The following is a 21863-nucleotide window of genomic DNA, read 5'->3' on the forward strand; positions in this document are numbered from 1 at the left end:
GATTCCTCCGTGGGAGCAAAGCTTGCTCGCGATAGCGGAGTGTCAGTCAATCTCAAAGCTGCTGACCCACCGCCATCGCGAGCAGGCTCGCTCCCACACTGGAACTTCAGCGGGCAAAAAAATTGTGTTCGGCCCAGATTCCTCTGTGGGAGCAAAGCTTGCTCGCGATAGCGGTGGGTCAGCTTGCGGGATGTTGAATGTGCCTTCGCCATCGCGGGCAAGCCTTGCTCCCACAAGGTTTCTGGGGTGGGTTGGTAAGTAGGCTCAGTTCATAACCGTTCGGGATAATCCTTATTCGAAACCATTCTGTGCCCGCATGGCATTTCTGTCCGTACATAGGCGTCTTATCTGAGGAACCGACCGTTCAGGATCAGCGTTTCTTGAACGCCGTCAGGCTTAGGGCTTTAACCAGAGAAAAAAAGGAATCGGCTATGAACGCATTTCTACGCGCGATGATTTTGCTGAAGGTTTTGCTGATGCTGTCGCTCGGTTCGTCAGCGGCTTGGGCCGAATGCGATGAGCATGAAAAACAAGCGGCGAACGGACACGTGGCGCAGGGCGAATGGATGCTTGCCGCCAATGAAGAACAGCAACCCGGCGATCAGGATGATGACGATTCGACGATTGATGATGACCCGGATGCCGATGATGGTGGTGAGGGTGATAGCCAGACGTAGAGTTCAGACAAAGAAAACCCCTGCTGCCCGATCCTATATTTGACCGGGCAACAGGGGTTTTTCATGTTCGCAAGTGCATTACGCGTGGCGAGGGAGCTTGCTCCCGCTGGGGCGCGAAGCGGCCCGGTTTTTCAGGACTGCTGCGCAGTCCATCGGGAGCAAGCTCCCTCGCCACAAGTGCTGTATTGCCTTTTGGTTTACGCCGCGCCGTCGAGGAATTGCTCGGCGTAGTGACACGCCACCTGCCGGTTATCCAGCAACCGCAAGGCCGGTTCTTCGGTCTGGCAGCGCTCGGTGGCGTATGGGCAGCGCTTGTGGAAGGCGCAGCCGGACGGTGGGTCGAGCGGGTTGGGCAGTTCGCCGACGATTTTGATCTTCGGCTTGTTCGGGTCCGGGTGGATGGTCGGGGTGGCCGAGAGCAGCGCCTGGGTGTACGGGTGCAGCGGACGGCTGTAGATGGACTCGTTAGGGCCCATTTCCACCGGACGGCCGAGGTACATCACCATCACGTCGTCGGCCACGTGCTGCACCACCGCCAGGTTGTGGGAGATAAACACGTAAGCGGTGTTGAACTCCTGCTGCAGATCCATGAACAGGTTCAGCACCTGGGCCTGGATCGACACGTCCAGCGCCGACGTCGGTTCGTCCGCCACCAGCACCTTGGGTTGCAGCATCATGGCGCGGGCCAGGGCGATGCGCTGGCGTTGGCCGCCGGAGAACATGTGCGGGTAGCGCTGGTAATGCTCGGGGCGCAGGCCCACCTGCTTCATCATCGCCTGGACTTTCTCCCGCCGCTCGGTGGCCGACAGGTTGGTGTTGATGAGCAAGGGCTCGGCCAGTTGATCACCGACTTTCTGCCGTGGGTTGAGGGACGCGTACGGGCTCTGGAACACCATCTGCACGTCTTTGCGCAACTGCTTGCGCTCGGCCTTGTTCGCGCCGGCCACTTCCTGGCCGGCGATCTTCAGGGAGCCGGTGGACGGTTCCTCGATCAGCGTCAGGGCCCGGGCAAGGGTGGATTTGCCGCAACCGGATTCACCCACCACGGCGAGGGTCTTGCCGGCTTCCAGTTCGAACGACACGCCGTTGAGGGCGCGCACGGTCGCATGGCCCTTGAACATGCCACGGGACACTTCGTAATGACGGGTCAGGTCACGGGCGGTAAGTACGACGGCCATCACGCCACCTCCTGGTTCAACGGGTAGAAGCAGCGGGCGAGGCTGTTGGATTTCGGATCGAGGGCCGGGCGTTGTTGACGACAGTTGTCCTGCACATACGGGCAGCGCGGCGACAGCAGGCAGCCTTGCGGACGGTCGTAGCGACCGGGGACGATACCTGGCAGCGTCGCCAGGCGCTCGGCGCCCATGCTGTGTTCCGGAATCGCCGCCAGCAGCGCTTCGCTGTACGGGTGGGCCGGGATGTCGAACAGCTCGGGGACCTTGCCTACTTCCACGGCCTGGCCTGCGTACATCACGCACACGCGCTGGGCGGTTTCAGCCACCACGGCCAAGTCGTGGGTGATCAGCACCAAGCCCATGTTCTGCTCTTTCTGCAGGGCCAGCAGCAGGTCCATGATCTGCGCCTGAATGGTCACGTCGAGGGCGGTGGTCGGTTCGTCGGCGATCAACAGTTTCGGCTCGCCGGCAATCGCCATGGCAATCGCCACACGCTGGCTCATGCCGCCGGACAGTTGGTGCGGGTAGGCGTTCATGCGGCTGGCGGCGCCCGGGATTTCGACTTTCTCCAGCAGTTCGATGGCGCGCTGGCGGGCGGCCTTGCCGGACATCTTCAGGTGCAGGCGCAGCACTTCTTCGATCTGGAAACCCACGGTGTAGCTGGGGTTGAGTGCAGTCATCGGGTCCTGGAACACCATCGCCAGGTCCTTGCCGACGATCTGCCGACGCTGGCGGTTGCTCAGCTTGAGCATGTTCTTGCCATCGAAGTTCAGCGCGTCGGCGGTGACGATGCCGGGGTGCTCGATCAGCCCCATCAGCGCCATCATGGTCACGGATTTACCCGAGCCTGATTCACCGACGATGGCCAGTACTTCACCCTTTTCCACGCTCAGGTCCAGGCCGTCGACCACCGGCACGGCGGTGGCGTCGCCGAAGCGTACGTTGAGATTCTTGATTTCTAGCAGTGACATGGGAATCTCCTCAGGCGGCATTCTTGAGTTTCGGGTCCAGCGCATCGCGCAAACCGTCGCCCATCAGGTTGATTGCCAGCACGCTGAGCAAAATGGTCAAGCCAGGCAGGCTCACCACCCACCAGGCGCGTTCGATGTAGTCTCGGGCCGAGGCCAGCATGGTGCCCCACTCCGGGGTTGGCGGCTGGACGCCCAGGCCGAGGAAGCCCAGGGCGGCGGCGTCGAGGATCGCCGAGGAAAAGCTCAAGGTTGCCTGCACGATCAGCGGCGCCATGCAGTTGGGCAGCACAGTGATGAACATCAGGCGCGGCAGGCCGGCACCGGCCAGGCGGGCGGCGGTCACGTAGTCACGGTTGAGTTCGCCCATCACCGCGGCGCGGGTCAGGCGCACGTAGGACGGCAGCGACACGATGGCGATGGCGATCACGGTGTTGATCAGGCCAGGGCCGAGGATGGCGACAATCGCCACGGCCAACAGCAGCGAGGGCAGGGCGAGCATGATGTCCATCAAACGCATGATGGTCGGGCCGAGCAGGCGCGGGAAGAACCCGGCGAACAGTCCCAGCAGGATGCCCGGGATCAGCGACATCACCACCGACGACAAGCCGATCAGCAGCGACAGACGCGAACCCTGGATCAGCCGCGACAGCAAATCGCGCCCCAGTTCGTCGGTGCCCAGCAAAAATTGCATCTGACCGCCTTCGAGCCAGACCGGCGGTGTCAGCAAAAAGTCGCGGTATTGTTCGCTCGGGTCATGGGGGGCGACCCACGGGGCGAAGATCGCGCAGAACACGATCAGGGTCATGAACATCAGCCCGGCCACGGCGCCCTTGTTGCGGGAAAACGCCTGCCAGAATTCTTTGTAGGGGGACGGGTACAGCAGGCTTTGATCGACTGCTACCGAGGTAGTTGGAGTACTCATGGTTTTGATCTCAGCGCTGGTGACGAATACGTGGGTTGGCAAAGCCGTAGAGGATGTCCACGACGAAGTTGACCAGAATCACCAGGCAGGCGATTAACAGGATGCCGTTCTGCACCACGGGATAGTCCCGGGCGCCGATGGCTTCGATCAGCCACTTGCCGATACCTGGCCAGGAGAAGATCGTTTCGGTCAGCACCGCACCGGCCAGCAATGTGCCGACTTGCAGGCCGACCACGGTCAGCACCGGGATCAGCGCGTTGCGCAGGCCATGCACGAATACCACTCGCGAAGGCGACAGGCCCTTGGCGCGCGCGGTGCGGATATAGTCTTCGCGCAGCACTTCGAGCATCGAGGAACGGGTCATGCGGGCGATCACCGCCAGCGGAATAGTACCCAGCACGATGGCCGGCAGGATCAGGTGGTGCAGGGCGTCGAGGAACGCGCCCGGCTCATCGGCCAGCAGCGTGTCGATCAGCATGAAGCCGGTTTTCGGCTCGATGTCGTAGAGCAGGTCGATCCGTCCCGACACCGGCGTCCAGCCCAGGGACACCGAGAAGAACATGATCAGGATCAGGCCCCACCAGAAGATCGGCATCGAATACCCCGCCAGGGAGATGCCCATCACCCCATGGTCGAACAGGGATCCTCGCTTGAGTGCCGCGATCACCCCGGCCAAAAGGCCCAGGATACCGGCGAACAACAGGGCGGCCATGGACAGCTCCAGGGTCGCGGGAAACAGGGAACTGAACTCGGTCCAGACGCTTTCGCGGGTGCGCAGCGATTCGCCGAGATCGCCCTGGGCCAGTTTGCCGATGTAGTCCAGGTACTGGGCATACAGCGGTTTGTTCAGGCCAAGGCGTTCCATTGCCTGAGCGTGCATTTCGGGATCGACCCGACGTTCGCCCATCATCACTTCCACGGGGTCGCCGGGGATCATGCGAATCAACGCGAAAGTCAGCAAGGTGATGCCGAAGAACGTGGGGATCAATAATCCCAGTCGGCGGGCAATAAAACTAAACATCTTAAGGTGTACCTCATCAGCCGGTTAGGCGTGCCCGACAGCTCCTGGATAAGAGTTGCCGGGCGTTTTCTTATCTACCTCACCTGGGTGGTGGCGAAGTTATTGGTCGTAAGCGGGCTAATCACATAGCCCTCTACGTTCTTGCGCATTGCGGTAAACATTCGGGTGTGGGCCATGCTGATCCACGGCTGGTCCTGGTTGAAAAGCACCTGGGCCTGTTCATAGAGCTTGGTGCGCTCCTCGGGGTTCACTGTGGCGCGGGCCTGGTCGATCAGCGCCTGGAATTGCTCGTTGCACCAGCGCGCGTAGTTTTCGCCGTTCTTGGCCGCTTCGCAACTGAGCATAGGCGTCAGGAAGTTATCCGGGTCGCCGTTATCGCCCGCCCATCCGGCGGAAACCATGTCGTGCTCGCCGTTCTTGGCGCGCTTGAGCATTTCGCCCCATTCCATCACGCGGATGTCGACCTTGATCCCGACTTTGGCCAGGTCGGCCTGCATCATCTGCGCGCCGAGCATCGGGTTGGGGTTGGTCGGGCCGCCGCCGTTACGGGTGAACAGAGTGAACACGGTGCCTTCAGGTACGCCGGCTTCCTTGAGCAGTTGACGGGCTTTGTCCAGGTCCCGGGGCGGATTTTTCAGATCATGATTGAAGCCCAGCAGCGTCGGTGGGTACGGGTTGACCGCCACGGTGGCATTGCCCTTGCCGAACAGGGCGTTGACGTAGGCTTCCTTATCGAAGGCCAGGTCGATGGCTTTGCGCACCCGCACATCGCTCATGTATTTGTGGCTGGTATTCAGGGCGGTGTAGGAAACGGTCATCGCGTCCAGTTCCGTCACCTTCAGGTTCGGGTCTTTCTTGATGCTGGGGATGTCATCGGGTTTTGGATACAGCGCGATCTGGCACTCGTTGGTCTTGAGCTTTTGCATGCGCACGTTGTTGTCGGTGGCGATGGCCAGGATTAGCGCATCGGCCGGTGGCTTGCCACGGAAGTAGTCCGGGTTGGCCTTGAAACGAACCTGGGCATCCTTGTTGTAGCGCTGGAAAATGAACGGGCCGGTGCCGATCGGCTTGCTGTTGAGGTCGCCGGTCTTGTTTGCCTTGAGCAACTGGTCGGCGTATTCGGCCGGGTAGATCGAGGAGAAGGCCATGGCGATGTCCGCCAGAAATGGCGCCTCGCGGCGGGTCAGGCTGAACCTGACTGTGTGCTCGTCGACTTTCTCGACGCTCTTGAGCAGCTCTTTGAAGCCCATGCTTTCAAAGTAGGGGAAGCCTACGCTCGACAGCTTGTGCCAGGGATGATTCGGGTCCAGCTGGCGCTGAAAACTCCAGACCACGTCGTCGGCATTCATGTCGCGGGTCGGCTTGAAATAATCGGTGGTGTGAAACTTGACGCCTTTGCGCAGATGAAAAGTGTACGTCAGGCCGTCGTCACTGATGTCCCAGGATTCGGCCAGGGCCGGAATCACTTCGGTGGTGCCGGGCTTGAAGTCGGCCAGGCGATTGAAGATGGTTTCTGCCACGGCATCGGCAGTGACTGCAGTCGTGTACTGGACCATGTCGAAGCCTTCCGGGCTGGCTTCTGTGCAAACCACCAGGGGTTTGGCCGTGGCGCCTACGGCGACACTCAGCAACGCAGCGGCGATGGCTGCGCGTAGGGGATTCATGTTCATCGGCTATCCTCTGCAATCGGTTCAATGGCAAAAACCGAACGACCGACCTTGTGAGTCGACCGTTCGGTGGATGGTTTAGAGAATGTTGAACGGGATGGTGGTGACCAGGCGGAATTCGTTGATGTTGCCATCAGCCTGGTTTTCGCTGGCGCGGTGCGTGGTGTATGTCGCACGAATCGCGGTGGCCTTGAGCGGGCCACTTTGCACGGCGTAGGAGGCGCCAACACCGTATTCGTAGTGAGTTTCGCCGTCCATCAGGCTCAGGTCGCCGCGCTGGGTACCTGGTGCGGTGTAGGCCGTGCCACGGTAATGCGTGCCGTCGATGCCCCAGCCGCGTGCCTGATAGATGTTGAGCTTCAGGCCCGGTACGCCGTACTCGGCCATGTTGAGGCCGTAGGCGATCTGGAACGATTTCTCGTTCGGGCTGTTGAAGTCCGACAGCAAGGAGTTGGCCAGGTAGATGCCATTGGTTTCGTGCAGGTAGTCGAAGTACTCGTCGCCGTTCACTTCCTGATAGGAGAACGTCAGGCTATGGGCCTGGTGAGCAAGGCCGAGCGACAGGGAGTAGGTATCGTTATCGATATTCCCCATCAGCTTTTTGCCCTCATCAACGGTTTTGTAGTAGTTCAGGCTGGTGGTCAGACTCAGCACCTGGCTGTCACCCAACTCGTGGGTCGCGCCAAAGTAGTACTGGTTCCAGAAGTCTTCAACATTGGCGCCATACAGGCTGGTTTTCAGGCTCTTGAACGGCTGGTAGTTCACGCCGGCGGTGAGGACTTTGTCGGTTTCCACGCCAGTGGCGGAGTACTCGCTGCGGAACTTCGACAAGCTCTGCTCGGTACGCGGCGAAACGCGATCGAAACCGGCCACGTCGAACGACAGGTTGTTGAATTCCTCGCTATGCAGACTCACACCTTCGAAACTCGAAGGCAGTGCGCGGTTGCCGATAACGTCGACGATAGGCGTACTGAAATTCTGACGACCGGCGGTGAGCGTTGTGTTCGATACGCGGAACTTGACGTTGGCCAGACCCAGCTTGCTCCACTGGTCGACGGCATCACCGTTGGAGTCGGCCAGGGTGCGGTTGGAACCGCCGGCGATGTGCTTGCGGTCTTGATCCAGCACGATGGCGTTGTAGGCGGCTACTTCCGTGCTGACGCCGACTGTGCCTTGGGTAAAGCCCGAGGTGTAGTTAACGATGGTGCCCTGAACCCAGTTGATACGACGTGCGATGGGCGTAGCCGGCACGGAAGGATCATTTTTTACGCTGTTAGGCTTATAGCTGAATCGGTCATCACGACGTTTCAGTTCGTTGGCGTACCAGTTACGGGTCGTGCCGCCCAAGCTCTGTCCATCGATAAAACCTTTAGCCTCGCTTTGAGCGCTGCTGCCAGCCAGGGTGGTCGGGACGAATTCCTGACTTGCAGACTCAGCATAGGCTGTGGCCGTAACGCTGCTGATGGCCAAGGCCAGTAACGCGGTGTTGCTCAGTTTCATCGGTAACGCTCCTTTTCTTTCTTTTTAATGCCGGTCTTTTTTAGTGATACGGCTATCGGTTTTTGCAACTCATCTTGGCTTCGCAAACGTTTGCACTACGCCTGAACGGTGAATTTCGGCAAGACGTCTGCGTGAGGGCACCAAATGGGGCCCTGCTGTATGGCTAATCAGTTATGGGTTCAGGCTGACGCCCGAGAACACGTTGCGACCGAAGGGGCTGACCTTGAACCCTTCGACTTTGGCGCTCAGCGGCTGGTTGACCGTCGAGTGAGCGACAGGGGTGATCGGCACTTGCTGCTTGAGCAATTGCTGGGCCTGTTTGTAGAGCACGGTGCGCTGGTCGCGATCGGTGACGACCTTGGCCTGCTTGATCAGCTTGTCGTAGTCCTGATCGCACCACATGGAGTAGTTGTTGCCGCCAATGGCATCGCAGCTGTACAGCGTGCCCAGCCAGTTGTCCGGGTCCCCGTTGTCACCGGTCCAGCCGATCAGGCTGACATCGTGCTCGCCGTTCTTGGTGCGCTTGATGTATTCGCCCCATTCATAGCTGACGATCTTCACCTTCAGGCCGATTTTCGCCCAGTCGGCCTGAAGCATTTCGGCCATCAGCTTGGCGTTGGGGTTGTACGGGCGTTGTACCGGCATGGCCCAGAGGGTGATTTCGGTGCCTTCCTTGACCCCGGCAGCCTTGAGCAACTCCTTGGCTTTTTCCGGGTTGTAGGCGGTGTCCTTGATCGTATCGTCGTAAGACCACTGGGTCGGCGGCATGGCGTTGACCGCCAGTTGCCCTGCGCCCTGGTACACGGCGTTGAGGATGCTCTGCTTGTTCACCGCCATGTCCAGCGCCCGGCGCACTTCGACCTGGTCGAACGGTTTGTGACGGGTGTTATAGGCGATGTAGCCGAGGTTGAAACCGGGTTTCTCGATCAGTTGCAGTTTCGGGTCGTTCTTCAAGGCCGGCACATCGGCTGGACGTGGATGCAGGGTGACCTGGCATTCGTTGGCCTTGAGTTTTTGCACCCGTACCGAGGCATCGGTGTTGATGGAGAAGATCAGGTTGTTCAGCTTGACCCGCTCCGGCGCCCAGTACTGTTTGTTGGCGACATAGCGGATGTTGGAGTCTTTCTGGTAGCTCTTGAACTCGAACGGCCCGGTGCCGATCGGCTTCTGGTTGATGTCGCTGGGCTTGCCGGTCTTGAGCAACTGATCGGCGTATTCGGCCGACAGGATCGCGGCGAAACTCATGGCGATGTTCTGGATGAACGCGGCGTCCACGCTGTTGAGCGTCATGACCACGGTCAGCGGCCCGGTGGCCTCGACCTTGGCGATGTTCTTGTTCAGGCTCATGCCGTTGAAGTATGGAAACTCGGTCGGGTAGGCCTTACGGAAGGGGTGCTGCGGGTCAAGCATGCGGTTGAAGGTGAACAGCACGTCGTCGGCGTTGAAATCCCGGGTCGGCGTGAAGTAATCGGTGGTATGAAACTTCACCCCTTCGCGCAGGTGAAAGGTGTATTTCAGGCCGTCTTCGGAAATGTCCCAGCTAGTCGCCAGGCCAGGTACGACGTTGGTCGCGCCCTTTTCAAACTCGGCCAGGCGGTTGTACAGCGGTTCGGCGGCATCGTTGTCAGTGGCGGTGGTGTATTGCGCGGTGTCGAAACCGGCGGGGCTGCCTTCGGAGCAGAACACCAGACTGCCGCCGGCGGCCTGGGCCATGGAAGTGGCGGCCAGCAGGCCGGTGCCCAGCAATGCGGATAAAACCAAGGTATGGCGCATGACGCTCCCTCTCTCTATGGGGTGTTTAACAGTGACCGGCGCCCTTGCAGGGCCTGTCCGGGCACTGAGTTCAATCCATTGCGAACAGCGATGCCGCAGCGCCAGCAGATCGACCTGGCTCCCGACGGTATGGGCCGCGGGCCAGGCAGTAAATGCGTAACGCCTGAAAGACTTGTGGGAAAAGGCGATACGTCCTAAACCAGCTGCTGTGGTACGCAGTGCTTTTGGATGTAGGCGTTTTCCTGAGTCTTGGTCTCGGCAGATAAAGCAACGGCGCCGTCAGAAACGCCGCCGTTGCCTACCTTTATTTGCTGACGCTGACGCCGTAGAAGGAGTTCAAGCCAAACGGGCTGATCTTGAAGTCCTGCACATTGGCGCGCATGGGTTGATACACCGTCGAGTGAGCGATAGGTGTCATTGGCACAGCGTCCTTGAGGACGTGTTGCGCCTGTTTGTACAGTTCGGTGCGCTTGGCCTGGTCGGTCGTGCGCTTGGCCTGCTTGACGAGGTCGTCGAACTTCTTGTCGCACCATTTGGAGAAGTTGTTACCGGCCAGCGAGTCGCAGCCGAACAGCACGTTGAGCCAGTTGTCCGGGTCACCGTTGTCACCGCTCCAGCCAATGATCATGGCCTGGTTCTCGCCGCCCTTGGAGCGCTTGATGTACTCGCCCCACTCATAGCTGACGATGTTGACGTTCAGGCCGATCTTCTTCCAGTCGGACTGCAGCATTTCAGCCATCAGCTTGGCGTTCGGGTTGTACGGACGCTGTACCGGCATCGCCCACAGGGTGATGTTGGTGCCTTCCTTGACGCCGGCTTCCTTGAGCAGCGTCTTGGCTTTCTCAGGGTCGTACTTGGCGTCCTTGATGGTGGTGTCGTAGGACCATTGGGTCGGCGGCATGGCGTTGACCGCCAGTTGACCAGCGCCCTGGTAGACCGAATCGATGATCTGCGGCTTGTTGACCGCCATGTCCAGCGCCTGGCGAACTTTCAGGTCGGCCAGAATGTTCGGCTCGTTGCTGCCCTTGATCTTGTCCATCACGTTGTAAGCGATGTAGCCCAGGTTGAAACCCGCCTGGTCAGGCATCTTCAGTGCCTTGTCTTCTTTCAGCGCCTTGAGGTCGGCTGGGCGTGGGAAGAGGGTGACCTGGCACTCGTTCTTCTTCAGCTTCTGGATGCGTACCGATGGGTCGGTGGTGATGGCGAAGATCAGGTTGTCGATCTTCACGTCTTCAGGCTTCCAGTAATCCTTGTTCCCGGTGTAGCGGATGTTGGAGTCTTTCTGGTAGCTCTTGAACACGAACGGGCCGGTGCCGACCGGCTTCTGGTTGATGTCGGGGGCCTTGCCTTCCTTGAGCAGTTGGGCCGCGTACTCAGCGGACTGGATCGAGGCGAAGCTCATGGCCATGTTCTGAATGAACGCGGCGTCAACATCCTTGAGGGTGAACTTGACGGTGTGGTCGTCGACTTTATCGATCTTGGTGATGTTGGTGTCCATCCCCATGTCGGTGAAGTACGGGAATTCGGTCGGGTAGGCCTTACGGAACGGGTCATCCTTGCTGATCATGCGATTGAAGGTGAACAGCACGTCGTCGGCGTTGAATTCACGAGTCGGCTTGAAATACGGGGTGGTGTGGAACTTGACGCCTTCACGCAAGTGGAAGGTGTAGGTGAGGCCGTCTTCGGAAATGTCCCATTTGGTCGCCAAGCCAGGAATCACAGCGGTGCCGCCGCGTTCGAACTGGGTCAGGCGGTTGAACATGGTTTCTGCAGAGGCGTCGAAGTCGGTTCCGGTGGTGTACTGACCAGGGTCAAAACCGGCCGGACTCCCTTCGGAGCAGAACACCAGGTTAGTCGCCGCATGGGCGAAAGGTGCGCTGGCTAACAAGCCTGCGCCGACTAAAAACGGAATGACCGCGTGTTTAAGCATGTTGGCCTCATGATTTGTTGTCATTTTTGGATTTGAGGGCGACCTCGTGAGTCGTCCTGCGGATACTTATGCAGGCCCCATACCCAATGCAAGATCCAGAGCGGTTACAGGCCTGAAACAGTGGCACGAACGTACCTTAATGTCGCATCTGTGTAACTTCTGACGCATTTGATCGTTTGCGGGGCCGTTTTTGATACAAGTTGCGCCCGATTCCTGTGCGCCTCGAAGGTATTTGTGCACCGCATTGGGGCAGGTATCACCCCATGAAACCCGCGAGATAGAGGGGTGCAACCCAAGGGTCTTTATGTGTTTATCGACGCGGCCTTTGTGTGTATTGCGCGCTACTGGGTTAGCTCGGGTTGGTGACGTGGCGGCCTGCTAGCCGGCCTGTTTCTTGCGGTTGTACCCCGATCCAATGGTGGGAGCGAGCCTGCTCGCGAGGGCGGTCCGGCAACCGACGCCTACGCTTCGTCGAACACCAGACCCGTGGCGAGGGAGCTTGCTCCCGCTGGGCTGCGTAGCAGCCCAAAACCTGACACCTCGGTTTGTCAGATGAATGGCGTCGCTGTTTTTAGGGCCGCTTCGCGCCCCAGCGGGAGCAAGCTCCCTCGCCACGGGGTTTGCGGCGTCAGGAAGCGAAGCGGCACGAGTCATTCATTTGTGTCGGAAGGATCACCGGCCCCGAACCGAAACATCCCACAGTTTTTTAGGGTTGCCGCTCGGAAGTGGGCTCTCTAACCTTTTTCTTGTCGCTGCGATTCAGCGACCGGGAGTGGGAACCCGAAATTAATAGGTCGTAAGCCTCACGACCATAACGGCAAGTGATGGCTCCAATTTCATCAGGAGCATGCACATGAACGAAGGAAAGACTGAACCGAACTTCAACAGAACAAATCCATTGGCGGATTTCGATTCCATCGAAGACCTACTCAAAGACCGAGCCGCCGCAGAGCGGGCACTCAATCATTACCTCAATCCAAAAAAACCAGAGCCAAGCACCGATCCGCGCATCGACAGCCTGTTTTCCGTCACAGCGGAAGCCGACGCCGACACGCTGCTGACCAGCACCTCCGAAACCCTGGCCTCGATAAAAGCCATGGCCGAGGACCTGGCCTTTGAAGTGGAGGGCACGCGGCGTAGTGTGGCGTTGGGGATTCATCAGTTGGTGGAGTTGTGCCAGTTGCTGGTGGATAAGGCGTTGGATCAGCTTGAAGTGCCGGCCAGTCCGGCACCTTGATCCCCTCGCCACGGAAGTTGATCGTTCCCATGCTCCGCGTGGGAATGTAGCCCGGGACGCTCTGCGTCCCTTTCCAAAGCCGAACGCGGAGCGTCCGTGGAGACATTCCCACGCGGAGCGTGGGAACGATCGGCAACGATCAGGCGGGTTACTGCATCAACACCTCAACCACCCCATCCGCCGTCATGTTCACTTTGCTGGTGCCTGCTTCGACTTCCGGCGTGACGGATTCAGCATCCATGGACGCGGCTTTCATCATCATTTGCGGGCGCATGTAGGGCTGTGGGTAGCCGTTGCTGTTGAGGTTCAGGTTGACGATTTTGTAACCCTTGCCGCCCAGGGCTTCGGTGGCCAGTTGGGCGCGGGCTTTGAAGGCGTTGACGGCGTCCTTGAGCAGAGCGTCTTCGCTGGTCTGGCGGGTGGCGGTGGAGATGGTGAAGTCCATGCCGCCCATTTTCAGGTCGGTGAGCAACTCGCCGGTGAGTTTGGACAGGGCCGCGAAGTCGGCGCTTTCCAGGCGCAGTTCAGCGCGTTCGCGCCAGCCGGTGATTTTCTGGCCTTTGTTGTCGTAGACCGGGTAGCTGTTGCGGCTGCCCTGGCGCAGGGTGATGTCCTTGACCTGCTTGGCCTGGCCAATGGCTTTGTTCAGCGTGGTGGTGACGGCCGCGGCGAGTTTGGCCGGGTCGGTGTTTTGTTCCTCGGTGTAGAGGGTGACGATCATCAGGTCGCGGGCGACTTCCTGGCTGGCTTCGGCGCGCAGGGAAATCTGGTTGTAGTGAAGCTCATCGGCGGCCAGGGCCGGCAGGCTGGCGACGGTGCCGAGGCTGAGGGCGAGCAGGGCGGCGTGACGACTGAACGTGTGCATGAAAGCTCCTTGGGATGAGGCGCAGGGGTGAGATCCGGACCTGCGTGAACGGTAAGACTCTAGCTTTTATGGGCGGGTTCGCACAGTTACAACTTCTATACAGATGCGAAGGTCAGGGGAGCTTTTGTGGCGAGGGGATTTATCCCCGCTGGACTGCGCAGCAGTCCCAGAGTTGTCATGATCTAGCTCAGCGTGGTGCCCGACCTTATTTTGGGGGCCGCTTCGCGCCCCAGCGGGGATAAATCCCCTCGCCACAATGGTTAGTGTGTCATTTCGGGGCTGTGGCGCTTTGCCGCATAGCTGCCTGTGCAAGCCGCGCCTTGGTTATACTCCGTGCGATCCGCCTGGAGCGCTCATCAGGAGAGCTCATGCTCGCCCCTTTGCAAATGACTTCCGCCTCTCGCCAGAACCTCTGGCGTCTGACGTTTATCCGAATTCTGGTCCTGGCCGCCCAGGCCGGCTCCGTGGGGCTCGCCTATTGGTTCGAGCTGCTGCCGCTGCCCTGGCTGCAATTGGCGATCACCCTGGCCTGCTCTTCGATACTGTGCGCGCTGACCGCCATCCGTCTGCGCACCTCGTGGCCGGTGACTGAGCTGGAATACGCCGTGCAACTGGCCTGCGATCTGTTTATCCACAGCGCGTTGCTGTATTTCTCCGGCGGCTCCACCAACCCTTTTGTGTCCTATTACCTGGTGCCGCTGACCATCGCCGCGGTGACGTTGCCGTGGCGGTATTCGCTGATCCTGTCCGGCATCGCCCTGGCGCTGTACACCTTGTTGCTGGCGCGCTTCTATCCGCTGGAAACTTTCCCTATCGCTCGGGAAAACCTGCAGATCTACGGCATGTGGCTGAGTTTCGCCCTGGCGGCGGCGGTCATTACGTTTTTTGCTGCGCGCATGGCCGAAGAGTTGCGTCGTCAAGAAGAGCTGCGGGCCATTCGCCGTGAAGAGGGCCTGCGGGACGAGCAATTGCTGGCCGTGGCGACCCAGGCCGCGGGTGCCGCCCATGAGTTGGGCACGCCGTTGGCCACCATGAGCGTACTGCTCAAGGAGATGCGCCAGGATCATCACGACCCGGCGCTGCAGGAAGACCTCGGTGTGTTGCAGGATCAGGTCCAGCTCTGCAAGGAAACCCTGCAGTACCTGGTGCGTGCCGCGGAGGCCAATCGCCGGCTGGCCATCGACATGCAGGACGTCACCGACTGGCTCGACGAGGCCCTGAATCGCTGGCACCTGATGCGCCCGGAGGCCAGTTATCGCTTCCAGCGTCTGGGTCAAGGACCGGTGCCGCGCATGGCGCCGCCGCCGGACCTGACCCAGGCGTTGCTCAACTTGTTGAACAACGCCGCCGACGCCTGCCCCGAAGGCCTGGAAGTGGCGCTGGACTGGAATGCCTACGAGCTGACCATCAGCATCCGCGACCATGGCGCCGGTGTGCCGCTGGCGATTGCCGAGCAAATCGGCAAGCCGTTCTACACCACCAAGGGCAAAGGTTTCGGCCTGGGCCTGTTTTTGAGCAAGGCCAGCGTGACACGCGCCGGCGGCTCGGTGAAACTCTACCCCCATGAGGAGGGCGGCACGCTCACCGAGCTGCGCCTGCCCCATGCCGACCGAGGAGACGAACATGAGTGACGAGATCCAAGTCGACGGCGAAGAACTGCCGCATCTGTTGCTGGTGGACGACGACGCCACCTTCACCCGCGTCATGGCCCGGGCCATGTCCCGTCGGGGCTTTCGCGTGAGCACCGCAGGTTCCGCCGAGGAGGGCTTGAGCATCGCCCAGGCCGACCTGCCGGACTACGCCGCGCTGGATTTGAAAATGGACGGCGACTCCGGCCTGGTGCTGTTGCCCAAGCTGCTGGAGCTGGACCCGGAAATGCGCGTGGTGATCCTCACCGGCTATTCGAGCATCGCCACCGCGGTCGAGGCGATCAAGCGCGGCGCCTGCAATTACCTGTGCAAACCGGCCGACGCCGATGACGTGCTGGCGGCGCTGTTGTCCGAACACGCCGATCTGGACACCCTGGTGCCGGAAAACCCCATGTCGGTGGACCGCCTGCAATGGGAGCACATCCAGCGGGTGCTGACCGAGCACGAAGGCAACATTTCCGCCACTGCCCGCGCCCTGGGCATGCACCGGCGCACCTTGCAGCGCAAATTGCAGAAGCGCCCCGTGCGTCGCTGAACCTGCGCTGAACAGATGTTGTCCACCCTCGCGGCAAATCGGGCCGTTGTTCTATGATCGGCCCGAGTTTTTTTTCTTTACAGAGCCTTAACCATGAATCAGAACGCTGAATATTCCGCGGTCAATGATGCGGTGCGCGGGCAGTTTTTCCGCCGTGTCTGGCAAATGACCACGCCGTACTGGCGCAGTGAGGAGAAGGGCAAGGCCTGGACGCTGTTGATAGCCGTTATCGTGCTGTCGCTGTTCAGCGTGGCGATTTCGGTGTGGATCAACAGTTGGTACAAGGATTTCTATAACGCCTTGCAGGAGAAGGACAGCGTCGCGTTCTGGCGGTTGATCCTGTATTTCTGCGGCATCGCTGCAGTGGCGATCCTGGGCGCGGTGTATCGCTTGTACCTCACGCAGATGCTCACCATTCGCTGGCGGGCCTGGCTCACGGAGAAACACTTCGCCCGTTGGCTCAATGACAAGAATTACTACCGGCTGGAGCAGGGCGGTTACACCGATAACCCGGACCAGCGGATTTCCGAAGACCTCAACAGTTTTACCAGCAACACCTTGGGCCTGGGCCTGGGGCTGCTGCGCACCGTGGTCAGCCTGGTGTCGTTCTCGATCATTTTGTGGGGCGTGTCGGGCAGCATCCAGGTGTTTGGCTACACCATCCCCGGCTACATGTTCTGGTGTGCGCTGGTGTATGCGGCGGTGGGCAGTTGGCTGACGCACCTGATCGGCCGTCGCTTGATCGGCCTGAACAACAACCAGCAACGCTTTGAAGCCGACCTGCGCTTTTCCATGGTGCGGGTGCGTGAGAACGCCGAGAGCATTGCTTTGTACAACGGCGAACCCAACGAGAACCGCCGCTTGAGTGGCCGCTTTGGTCTGGTCTGGCACAACTTCTGGGACATCATGCGGGTGTCCAAGCGCTTGACCTTCTTCACCTCCGGCTACGGCCAGATTGCGATCATCTTCCCGTTCATCGTCGCCGCGCCGCGCTACTTCGCCGGCAAAATCCAGCTGGGCGAGCTTATGCAGATCAACTCGGCGTTCGGCAATGTGCAGGAGAATTTCAGTTGGTTCATCAGCGCGTACACCGACCTCGCCGCGTGGCGCGCCACGTGTGACCGTCTGCTGAGCTTCCGCCAGGCCATGAGCGACAACGAAGACCGCGTGCCGGCCATCGATGTGCAGAACCAAGGCCATGCATTGAAAGTGCAAAACCTGGGGTTGGACCTGGCCGATGGCCGCCATCTGCTCAGCCATACCGACATGACCGTCGAGCCGGGCGAACGGGTGATGCTCAGCGGGCGTTCGGGCAGCGGTAAATCCACCCTGTTCCGGGCAATGGGGCATTTGTGGCCGGATGGCCACGGCGCGATCCGGTTGCCCGCGGCGCGTTATCTGTTCCTGCCGCAAAAACCTTATCTGCCCATTGGCACGTTGCGCGAAGCGCTGAGTTATCCACAACCGGGCGACACGTACCCGCCAGAGCGTTATGCCCAAGTGCTGGAAACCTGTCGCCTGCCGCATCTGGTGGCGCGACTGGACGAAGCCAACCATTGGCAGCGCATGCTCTCGCCCGGCGAGCAGCAACGCCTGGCGTTCGCCCGCGCATTGCTCTACGCACCACAATGGTTGTATATGGACGAAGCCACGTCGGCGATGGACGAAGAAGATGAAGCGACGCTGTACCAGGCGCTGATTGATCAGTTGCCGGGGCTGAGCATTGTCAGCGTTGGCCATCGCAGCAGTTTGAAACGGTTCCATCCGCGACATGTGCGTATCGAAAATGGCCAACTGGTGGAGCAAGCTGTAGTCGCCTGATTGTCATTGCCGAACACCGTTGTGACGAGGGGATTTATCCCCGTTGGGTGCGAAGCGCCCCTTCAAAATCAAAGGTCAACGATATTGATCTGCTGGTAGATCAAGAGGGCTGCTCCGCAGCCCAGCGGGGATAAATCCCCTCGCCACAACGGTGCATGGCGGCAAACTTTGCCAAGACCGCCAGGGAGCACGGTGATCGTACAACCACGTTGCGCTATCATGATGCGCATTCAGCCGCTTGCCGAGACACAGACACATGGAAAGACCGATCGACGTACCACGCCTTCCCCGCAAGCGCCGCAGCCTGGCGCAGGAGCTGGTGACGGTGTTGACCGAGCAGATTCGCGACGGTCTTCTCAAGCGTGGCGATAAATTGCCCACCGAGTCGGCGATCATGGAAGCCCATGGCGTCAGCCGCACCGTGGTGCGCGAGGCGATTTCCCGTTTGCAGGCCGCCGGCCAGGTGGAAACCCGCCACGGCATCGGCACCTTCGTGCTGGACACGCCCAGCCCGAGCGGCTTTCGCATCGACCCGGCGACGGTGGTCACCTTGCGTGACGTGCTGGCGATCCTGGAGTTGCGCATCAGCCTGGAAGTGGAATCGGCAGGCCTTGCAGCCCAGCGCCGCAGCGACGAGCAACTGGCTGCGATGCGCGCTGCCCTGGATGCGCTGAACGAAAGCGCGGCCCACGCCAGCGACGCGGTGGCCTCGGACTTCGCCTTCCACCTTGAAATCGCCCTGTCCACCGGCAACCGCTACTTCACTGACATCATGACCCACCTGGGCACCAGCATCATCCCGCGCACCCGGTTGAATTCGGCGCGCCTGGCTCACGACGACCACCAGCACTACATGGACCGCCTGAGCCGTGAGCACGAGGAAATCTACGAAGCCATCGCCCGCCAGGACTCCGACGCGGCCCGTGCGGCCATGCGCTTGCACCTGACCAACAGCCGCGAACGGCTGCGCCAAGCTCATGAAGAGGCGCAGGCGCAGGGTTAGAGGCGCTTCACTGCTCTTTTGGCTAGGGAGGATTCAAGCCTCATCCGTTTCGTAATCAACGTATTCGACAGAACCATCAAAAAGGACCTTGAATTTTTTTTGGGTAACCACCCATTCAGTTCCCGGTATCGCTTCAAACTCAATACGGTCGCCGATACTGACATGGAAGTCGAAATCGGACGGCAACTCTTGCACGTTGCGTCCCGTTACCTTAGGGAAATGAAATCGATGTTGGGTTTTCATGGCCTATGGACCTGCTCGTGGAGGGAGGAGGCGATTTTCAATCTCCCTCACCCGCGTCCGAAACTGTAATAACTTACAGTCGCGATGAGCGGTCCGCTGCCCTCGCAGGGCAAGATTCCTCAGTTTGCCAGCAAACCTCAAAGGCCCGATCTCAAAGGCTTTTCGCCAAACTCCGCGCACCTGACCCCCGACAAAAGACGAAATGCAGTTGACGTTCGCATTTTAAGTTGTACGATGACTTACAACTTCTCTTGAAGCTGAACCGTTTCCTACAACACAACATTTGCGTCCAGGGTGTTCGAATAATGAATCCACAAGAACTGAAGTCCATCCTCTCGTCTGGCCTGCTGTCTTTCCCGGTCACCGATTTCACTGCTCAAGGCGATTTCAATCGCGACAGCTACGTCAAGCGCCTCGAGTGGCTGGCCCCGTATGGCGCCTCGGCACTTTTCGCGGCCGGTGGCACCGGTGAGTTTTTCTCCCTGGCCGCCAGCGAGTATTCGCAAGTCATCAAGACAGCTGTTGATACCTGCGCCACCAGCGTGCCAATCCTCGCCGGTGTCGGCGGTGCTACCCGCCAGGCCATCGAGTACGCTCAGGAAGCCGAGCGTCTGGGCGCCAAGGGCCTGTTGCTGCTGCCGCACTACTTGACTGAAGCCAGCCAGGACGGCGTAGCCGCCCACGTTGAAGCCGTGTGCAAATCGGTGAAGATCGGCGTGGTGGTTTACAACCGCAACGTCTGCCGCCTGAACGCCACGCACTTGGAGCAACTGGCCGAGCGCTGCCCGAACCTGATCGGCTATAAGGATGGCCTGGGCGATATCGAATTGATGGTGTCGATCCGCCGTCGTCTTGGCGATCGTTTCAGCTACCTGGGCGGCCTGCCGACCGCAGAAGTCTATGCCGCGGCCTACAAGGCCCTGGGCGTGCCGGTCTACTCCTCGGCGGTGTTCAACTTCATTCCGAAAACCGCGATGGATTTCTACCACGCCATTTCCCGTGAAGATCACGCGACCGTCGGCAAGATCATCGACGACTTCTTCCTGCCTTACCTGGACATTCGTAACCGCAAGGCCGGTTATGCCGTGAGCATCGTCAAGGCTGGCGCGAAGATCGTCGGCTACGACGCAGGCCCTGTGCGTACGCCGCTGACCGACCTGCTGCCGGAAGAATACGATGCCCTGGCCGCGCTGATCGACAAGCAAGGCAAGCAGTAACAGATCCGACGAAGCCGCTGAGCAATCAGCGGCTTTTTGCGTAAGGCTTGATCGTTCCCACGCTCCGCGTGGGCACGCAGCCAGGGACGCTCTGCGTTCCTAGACAGCTATTGTAGAAGGAGTAGCTCCGTGGCAGATTCAAAGCGTTTCGATAACTACATCAACGGTCAGTGGGTGGCCGGTGCCGACTATTGCACCAACATCAACCCGTCTGACTTGTCCGATGTCATTGGTGAATACGCCAAGGCTGATGCAGCTCAAGTCAATGCCGCCATCGAAGCCGCCCGCGCCGCGTTCCCGGCCTGGTCGACCTCGGGCATCCAGGCCCGTCACGATGCGCTGGACAAAGTCGGCAGCGAGATCCTCGCCCGTCGCGAAGAACTCGGCCAACTGTTGGCCCGGGAGGAGGGCAAGACCCTGCCCGAAGCCATTGGCGAAGTGACCCGCGCCGGCAATATTTTCAAGTTTTTCGCTGGCGAGTGCCTGCGCCTGTCGGGCGATTACTTGCCGTCGGTGCGCCCGGGCGTCAACGTCGAAGTCACCCGTGAAGCGTTGGGTGTGGTCGGTTTGATCACGCCGTGGAACTTCCCGATCGCGATCCCTGCCTGGAAGATCGCCCCGGCGCTGGCCTACGGCAACTGTGTGGTGATCAAGCCCGCCGAATTGGTGCCAGGTTGTGCCTGGGCCCTGGCGGACATCATTTCCCGCGCCGGTTTCCCGGCCGGTGTGTTCAACCTGGTGATGGGCAGCGGCCGTGTGGTCGGTGAAGTCCTGGTCAACAGCCCGAAGGTCGACGGTATCAGCTTCACCGGTTCCGTGGGCGTGGGGCGGCAGATCGCGGTCAATTGCGTGGCGCGCCAGGCCAAGGTGCAACTGGAGATGGGCGGCAAGAACCCGCAGGTCATCCTCGACGACGCCGATCTCAAACAGGCTGTCGAACTGGCGGTGCAGAGCGCGTTCTACTCCACCGGCCAGCGTTGCACGGCTTCGAGCCGCCTGATCGTGACCGCCGGCATCCACGACAAGTTCGTCGCTGCCATGGCCGAGCGCATGCAGTCGATCAAGGTCGGTCATGCCTTGAAGGCCGGCACCGATATCGGGCCGGTGGTTTCCGAAGCCCAGCTCAACCAGGACTTGAAGTACATCGACATCGGCCAGAGCGAAGGTGCGCGGCTGGTCAGCGGTGGCGGCCTGGTGACGTGCGACACCGAAGGTTATTTCCTGGCACCGACACTGTTTGCCGACAGCGAAGCCTCGATGCGCATCAGCCGCGAAGAAATCTTTGGCCCGGTGGCCAACGTCGTGCGTGTGGCCGATTATGAAGCGGCGCTGGCGATGGCCAACGACACCGAGTTCGGGCTGTCCGCCGGTATCGCCACCACCTCGCTCAAATATGCCAACCACTTCAAGCGTCATTCCCAGGCGGGCATGGTGATGGTCAATCTGCCGACCGCCGGCGTGGATTACCATGTACCGTTCGGCGGCCGCAAAGGTTCGTCCTATGGCTCGCGCGAGCAAGGTCGCTATGCGCAAGAGTTCTACACCGTGGTGAAAACTTCTTACATCGGATCGTAATTGCGACACCGGCCGGAGCGGGACAACCCGCCCGGCCGTACAACCAGATTTCCCGTATAAAAATAAATAGTGGAAGTAGATT

At 60.1% G+C, this 21863-nt stretch carries 18 protein-coding genes; 8 read left to right on the top strand and 10 right to left on the bottom strand.

Features of this window, described 5'->3' with window-relative positions; translation table 11 throughout:
• Positions 1–431: 431 nt before the first annotated feature.
• Complete coding sequence (locus CRX69_RS08435; protein WP_047229033.1) at positions 432–677, top strand: hypothetical protein; 246 nt, start codon at positions 432–434, stop codon at positions 675–677.
• A 197-nt stretch (positions 678–874) separates the two neighbouring features.
• Here CRX69_RS08435 and CRX69_RS08440 read toward each other — a convergent pair whose 3' ends face one another.
• The 8 genes from CRX69_RS08440 to CRX69_RS08475 form a co-directional block, all read right to left on the bottom strand.
• On the bottom strand, positions 875–1855 hold the full coding sequence (locus CRX69_RS08440) for a peptide ABC transporter ATP-binding protein (protein ID WP_047229032.1): 981 nt from the start codon (positions 1853–1855) through the stop codon (positions 875–877).
• The gene (locus CRX69_RS08445; RefSeq protein ID WP_076383541.1) at positions 1855–2823 is read right to left on the bottom strand and encodes an ABC transporter ATP-binding protein; all 969 of its coding nucleotides are present in this window, start codon (positions 2821–2823) and stop codon (positions 1855–1857) included. The genes CRX69_RS08440 and CRX69_RS08445 overlap by 1 nt, the downstream gene beginning before the upstream one ends.
• Positions 2824–2833: 10 nt before the next feature.
• Positions 2834–3745: an ABC transporter permease subunit gene (locus CRX69_RS08450; protein ID WP_047229030.1), complete on the bottom strand. Its 912-nt coding sequence runs from the start codon at positions 3743–3745 to the stop codon at positions 2834–2836.
• Between the two features lie 10 nt (positions 3746–3755).
• Positions 3756–4766, bottom strand: coding sequence for an ABC transporter permease subunit (locus CRX69_RS08455; RefSeq protein WP_107321871.1), 1011 nt, complete (start codon positions 4764–4766; stop codon positions 3756–3758).
• Positions 4767–4840: 74 nt separating this feature from the next.
• The gene (locus CRX69_RS08460) at positions 4841–6436 is read right to left on the bottom strand and encodes an ABC transporter substrate-binding protein (protein ID WP_107321872.1); all 1596 of its coding nucleotides are present in this window, start codon (positions 6434–6436) and stop codon (positions 4841–4843) included.
• 75 nt (positions 6437–6511) lie between these two features.
• The gene (locus tag CRX69_RS08465; RefSeq protein ID WP_107321873.1) at positions 6512–7933 is read right to left on the bottom strand and encodes an OprD family porin; all 1422 of its coding nucleotides are present in this window, start codon (positions 7931–7933) and stop codon (positions 6512–6514) included.
• A 171-nt stretch (positions 7934–8104) separates the two neighbouring features.
• Positions 8105–9706 (bottom strand): ABC transporter substrate-binding protein, encoded by a 1602-nt coding sequence (locus CRX69_RS08470; protein WP_047229026.1) that lies wholly within the window; start codon positions 9704–9706, stop codon positions 8105–8107.
• Positions 9707–10010: 304 nt separating this feature from the next.
• A complete protein-coding gene (locus CRX69_RS08475) occupies positions 10011–11636 on the bottom strand; it encodes an ABC transporter substrate-binding protein (protein ID WP_076383545.1) in 1626 nt (541 codons plus the stop codon).
• Between the two features lie 853 nt (positions 11637–12489).
• Here CRX69_RS08475 and CRX69_RS08490 point away from each other — a divergent pair.
• Positions 12490–12873, top strand: coding sequence for a DUF6124 family protein (locus CRX69_RS08490; RefSeq protein WP_107321874.1), 384 nt, complete (start codon positions 12490–12492; stop codon positions 12871–12873).
• Positions 12874–13021: 148 nt separating this feature from the next.
• Here CRX69_RS08490 and CRX69_RS08495 read toward each other — a convergent pair whose 3' ends face one another.
• On the bottom strand, positions 13022–13738 hold the full coding sequence (locus tag CRX69_RS08495) for an SIMPL domain-containing protein (RefSeq protein WP_107321875.1): 717 nt from the start codon (positions 13736–13738) through the stop codon (positions 13022–13024).
• 368 nt (positions 13739–14106) lie between these two features.
• On the opposite strand from CRX69_RS08495, the gene CRX69_RS08500 reads away from it, so the two are divergent.
• The 4 genes from CRX69_RS08500 to CRX69_RS08515 all read left to right on the top strand — a co-directional run bounded on the left by CRX69_RS08500 (position 14107) and on the right by CRX69_RS08515 (position 18746).
• A complete protein-coding gene (locus CRX69_RS08500) occupies positions 14107–15369 on the top strand; it encodes an ATP-binding protein (protein ID WP_047229018.1) in 1263 nt (420 codons plus the stop codon).
• Positions 15362–15922, top strand: coding sequence for a response regulator transcription factor (locus CRX69_RS08505; protein ID WP_047229017.1), 561 nt, complete (start codon positions 15362–15364; stop codon positions 15920–15922). The genes CRX69_RS08500 and CRX69_RS08505 overlap by 8 nt, the downstream gene beginning before the upstream one ends.
• A gap of 93 nt (positions 15923–16015) precedes the next feature.
• Entirely contained in the window at positions 16016–17743 is a 1728-nt protein-coding gene (locus CRX69_RS08510; protein ID WP_047229016.1) for an ABC transporter ATP-binding protein/permease, read from the top strand.
• Between the two features lie 256 nt (positions 17744–17999).
• Positions 18000–18746 carry a FadR/GntR family transcriptional regulator gene (locus tag CRX69_RS08515; protein WP_047229015.1) on the top strand — a complete coding sequence of 249 codons (747 nt, stop codon included), beginning with the start codon at positions 18000–18002 and terminating at the stop codon, positions 18744–18746.
• A 33-nt stretch (positions 18747–18779) separates the two neighbouring features.
• On the opposite strand, the gene CRX69_RS08520 is transcribed toward CRX69_RS08515, so the two are convergent.
• Positions 18780–18989 carry a hypothetical protein gene (locus tag CRX69_RS08520; protein ID WP_107321876.1) on the bottom strand — a complete coding sequence of 70 codons (210 nt, stop codon included), beginning with the start codon at positions 18987–18989 and terminating at the stop codon, positions 18780–18782.
• Between the two features lie 305 nt (positions 18990–19294).
• Between CRX69_RS08520 and kdgD the strand changes: the two genes are divergently transcribed.
• Together kdgD and CRX69_RS08530 are read left to right on the top strand one after the other, a co-directional pair.
• Positions 19295–20206: a 5-dehydro-4-deoxyglucarate dehydratase gene (gene kdgD / locus CRX69_RS08525; protein ID WP_107321877.1), complete on the top strand. Its 912-nt coding sequence runs from the start codon at positions 19295–19297 to the stop codon at positions 20204–20206.
• 129 nt (positions 20207–20335) lie between these two features.
• Complete coding sequence (locus CRX69_RS08530) at positions 20336–21781, top strand: aldehyde dehydrogenase family protein (protein ID WP_047228689.1); 1446 nt, start codon at positions 20336–20338, stop codon at positions 21779–21781.
• Positions 21782–21863 lie beyond the last annotated feature (82 nt).

This window comes from Pseudomonas rhizophila (genome assembly GCF_003033885.1).
GTDB lineage: Bacteria > Pseudomonadota > Gammaproteobacteria > Pseudomonadales > Pseudomonadaceae > Aquipseudomonas > Aquipseudomonas rhizophila.

Bases quoted from the DNA above. Each gene is read 5' to 3' on its own strand.
- CRX69_RS08510 (WP_047229016.1), top strand. From the start codon at position 16,016: ATGAATCAGAACGCTGAATATTCCGCGGTCAATGATGCGGTGCGCGGG.
- CRX69_RS08500 (WP_047229018.1), top strand. From the start codon at position 14,107: ATGCTCGCCCCTTTGCAAATGACTTCCGCCTCTCGCCAGAACCTCTGG.
- CRX69_RS08475 (WP_076383545.1), bottom strand. From the start codon at position 11,636: ATGCTTAAACACGCGGTCATTCCGTTTTTAGTCGGCGCAGGCTTGTTA.
- CRX69_RS08460 (WP_107321872.1), bottom strand. From the start codon at position 6,436: ATGAACATGAATCCCCTACGCGCAGCCATCGCCGCTGCGTTGCTGAGT.
- CRX69_RS08470 (WP_047229026.1), bottom strand. From the start codon at position 9,706: ATGCGCCATACCTTGGTTTTATCCGCATTGCTGGGCACCGGCCTGCTG.
- CRX69_RS08505 (WP_047229017.1), top strand. From the start codon at position 15,362: ATGAGTGACGAGATCCAAGTCGACGGCGAAGAACTGCCGCATCTGTTG.
- CRX69_RS08490 (WP_107321874.1), top strand. From the start codon at position 12,490: ATGAACGAAGGAAAGACTGAACCGAACTTCAACAGAACAAATCCATTG.
- CRX69_RS08440 (WP_047229032.1), bottom strand. From the start codon at position 1,855: ATGGCCGTCGTACTTACCGCCCGTGACCTGACCCGTCATTACGAAGTG.
- CRX69_RS08435 (WP_047229033.1), top strand. From the start codon at position 432: ATGAACGCATTTCTACGCGCGATGATTTTGCTGAAGGTTTTGCTGATG.
- CRX69_RS08445 (WP_076383541.1), bottom strand. From the start codon at position 2,823: ATGTCACTGCTAGAAATCAAGAATCTCAACGTACGCTTCGGCGACGCC.
- CRX69_RS08455 (WP_107321871.1), bottom strand. From the start codon at position 4,766: ATGTTTAGTTTTATTGCCCGCCGACTGGGATTATTGATCCCCACGTTC.
- CRX69_RS08515 (WP_047229015.1), top strand. From the start codon at position 18,000: ATGGAAAGACCGATCGACGTACCACGCCTTCCCCGCAAGCGCCGCAGC.
- CRX69_RS08465 (WP_107321873.1), bottom strand. From the start codon at position 7,933: ATGAAACTGAGCAACACCGCGTTACTGGCCTTGGCCATCAGCAGCGTT.
- CRX69_RS08520 (WP_107321876.1), bottom strand. From the start codon at position 18,989: ATGAAAACCCAACATCGATTTCATTTCCCTAAGGTAACGGGACGCAAC.
- CRX69_RS08495 (WP_107321875.1), bottom strand. From the start codon at position 13,738: ATGCACACGTTCAGTCGTCACGCCGCCCTGCTCGCCCTCAGCCTCGGC.
- kdgD (WP_107321877.1), top strand. From the start codon at position 19,295: ATGAATCCACAAGAACTGAAGTCCATCCTCTCGTCTGGCCTGCTGTCT.
- CRX69_RS08450 (WP_047229030.1), bottom strand. From the start codon at position 3,745: ATGAGTACTCCAACTACCTCGGTAGCAGTCGATCAAAGCCTGCTGTAC.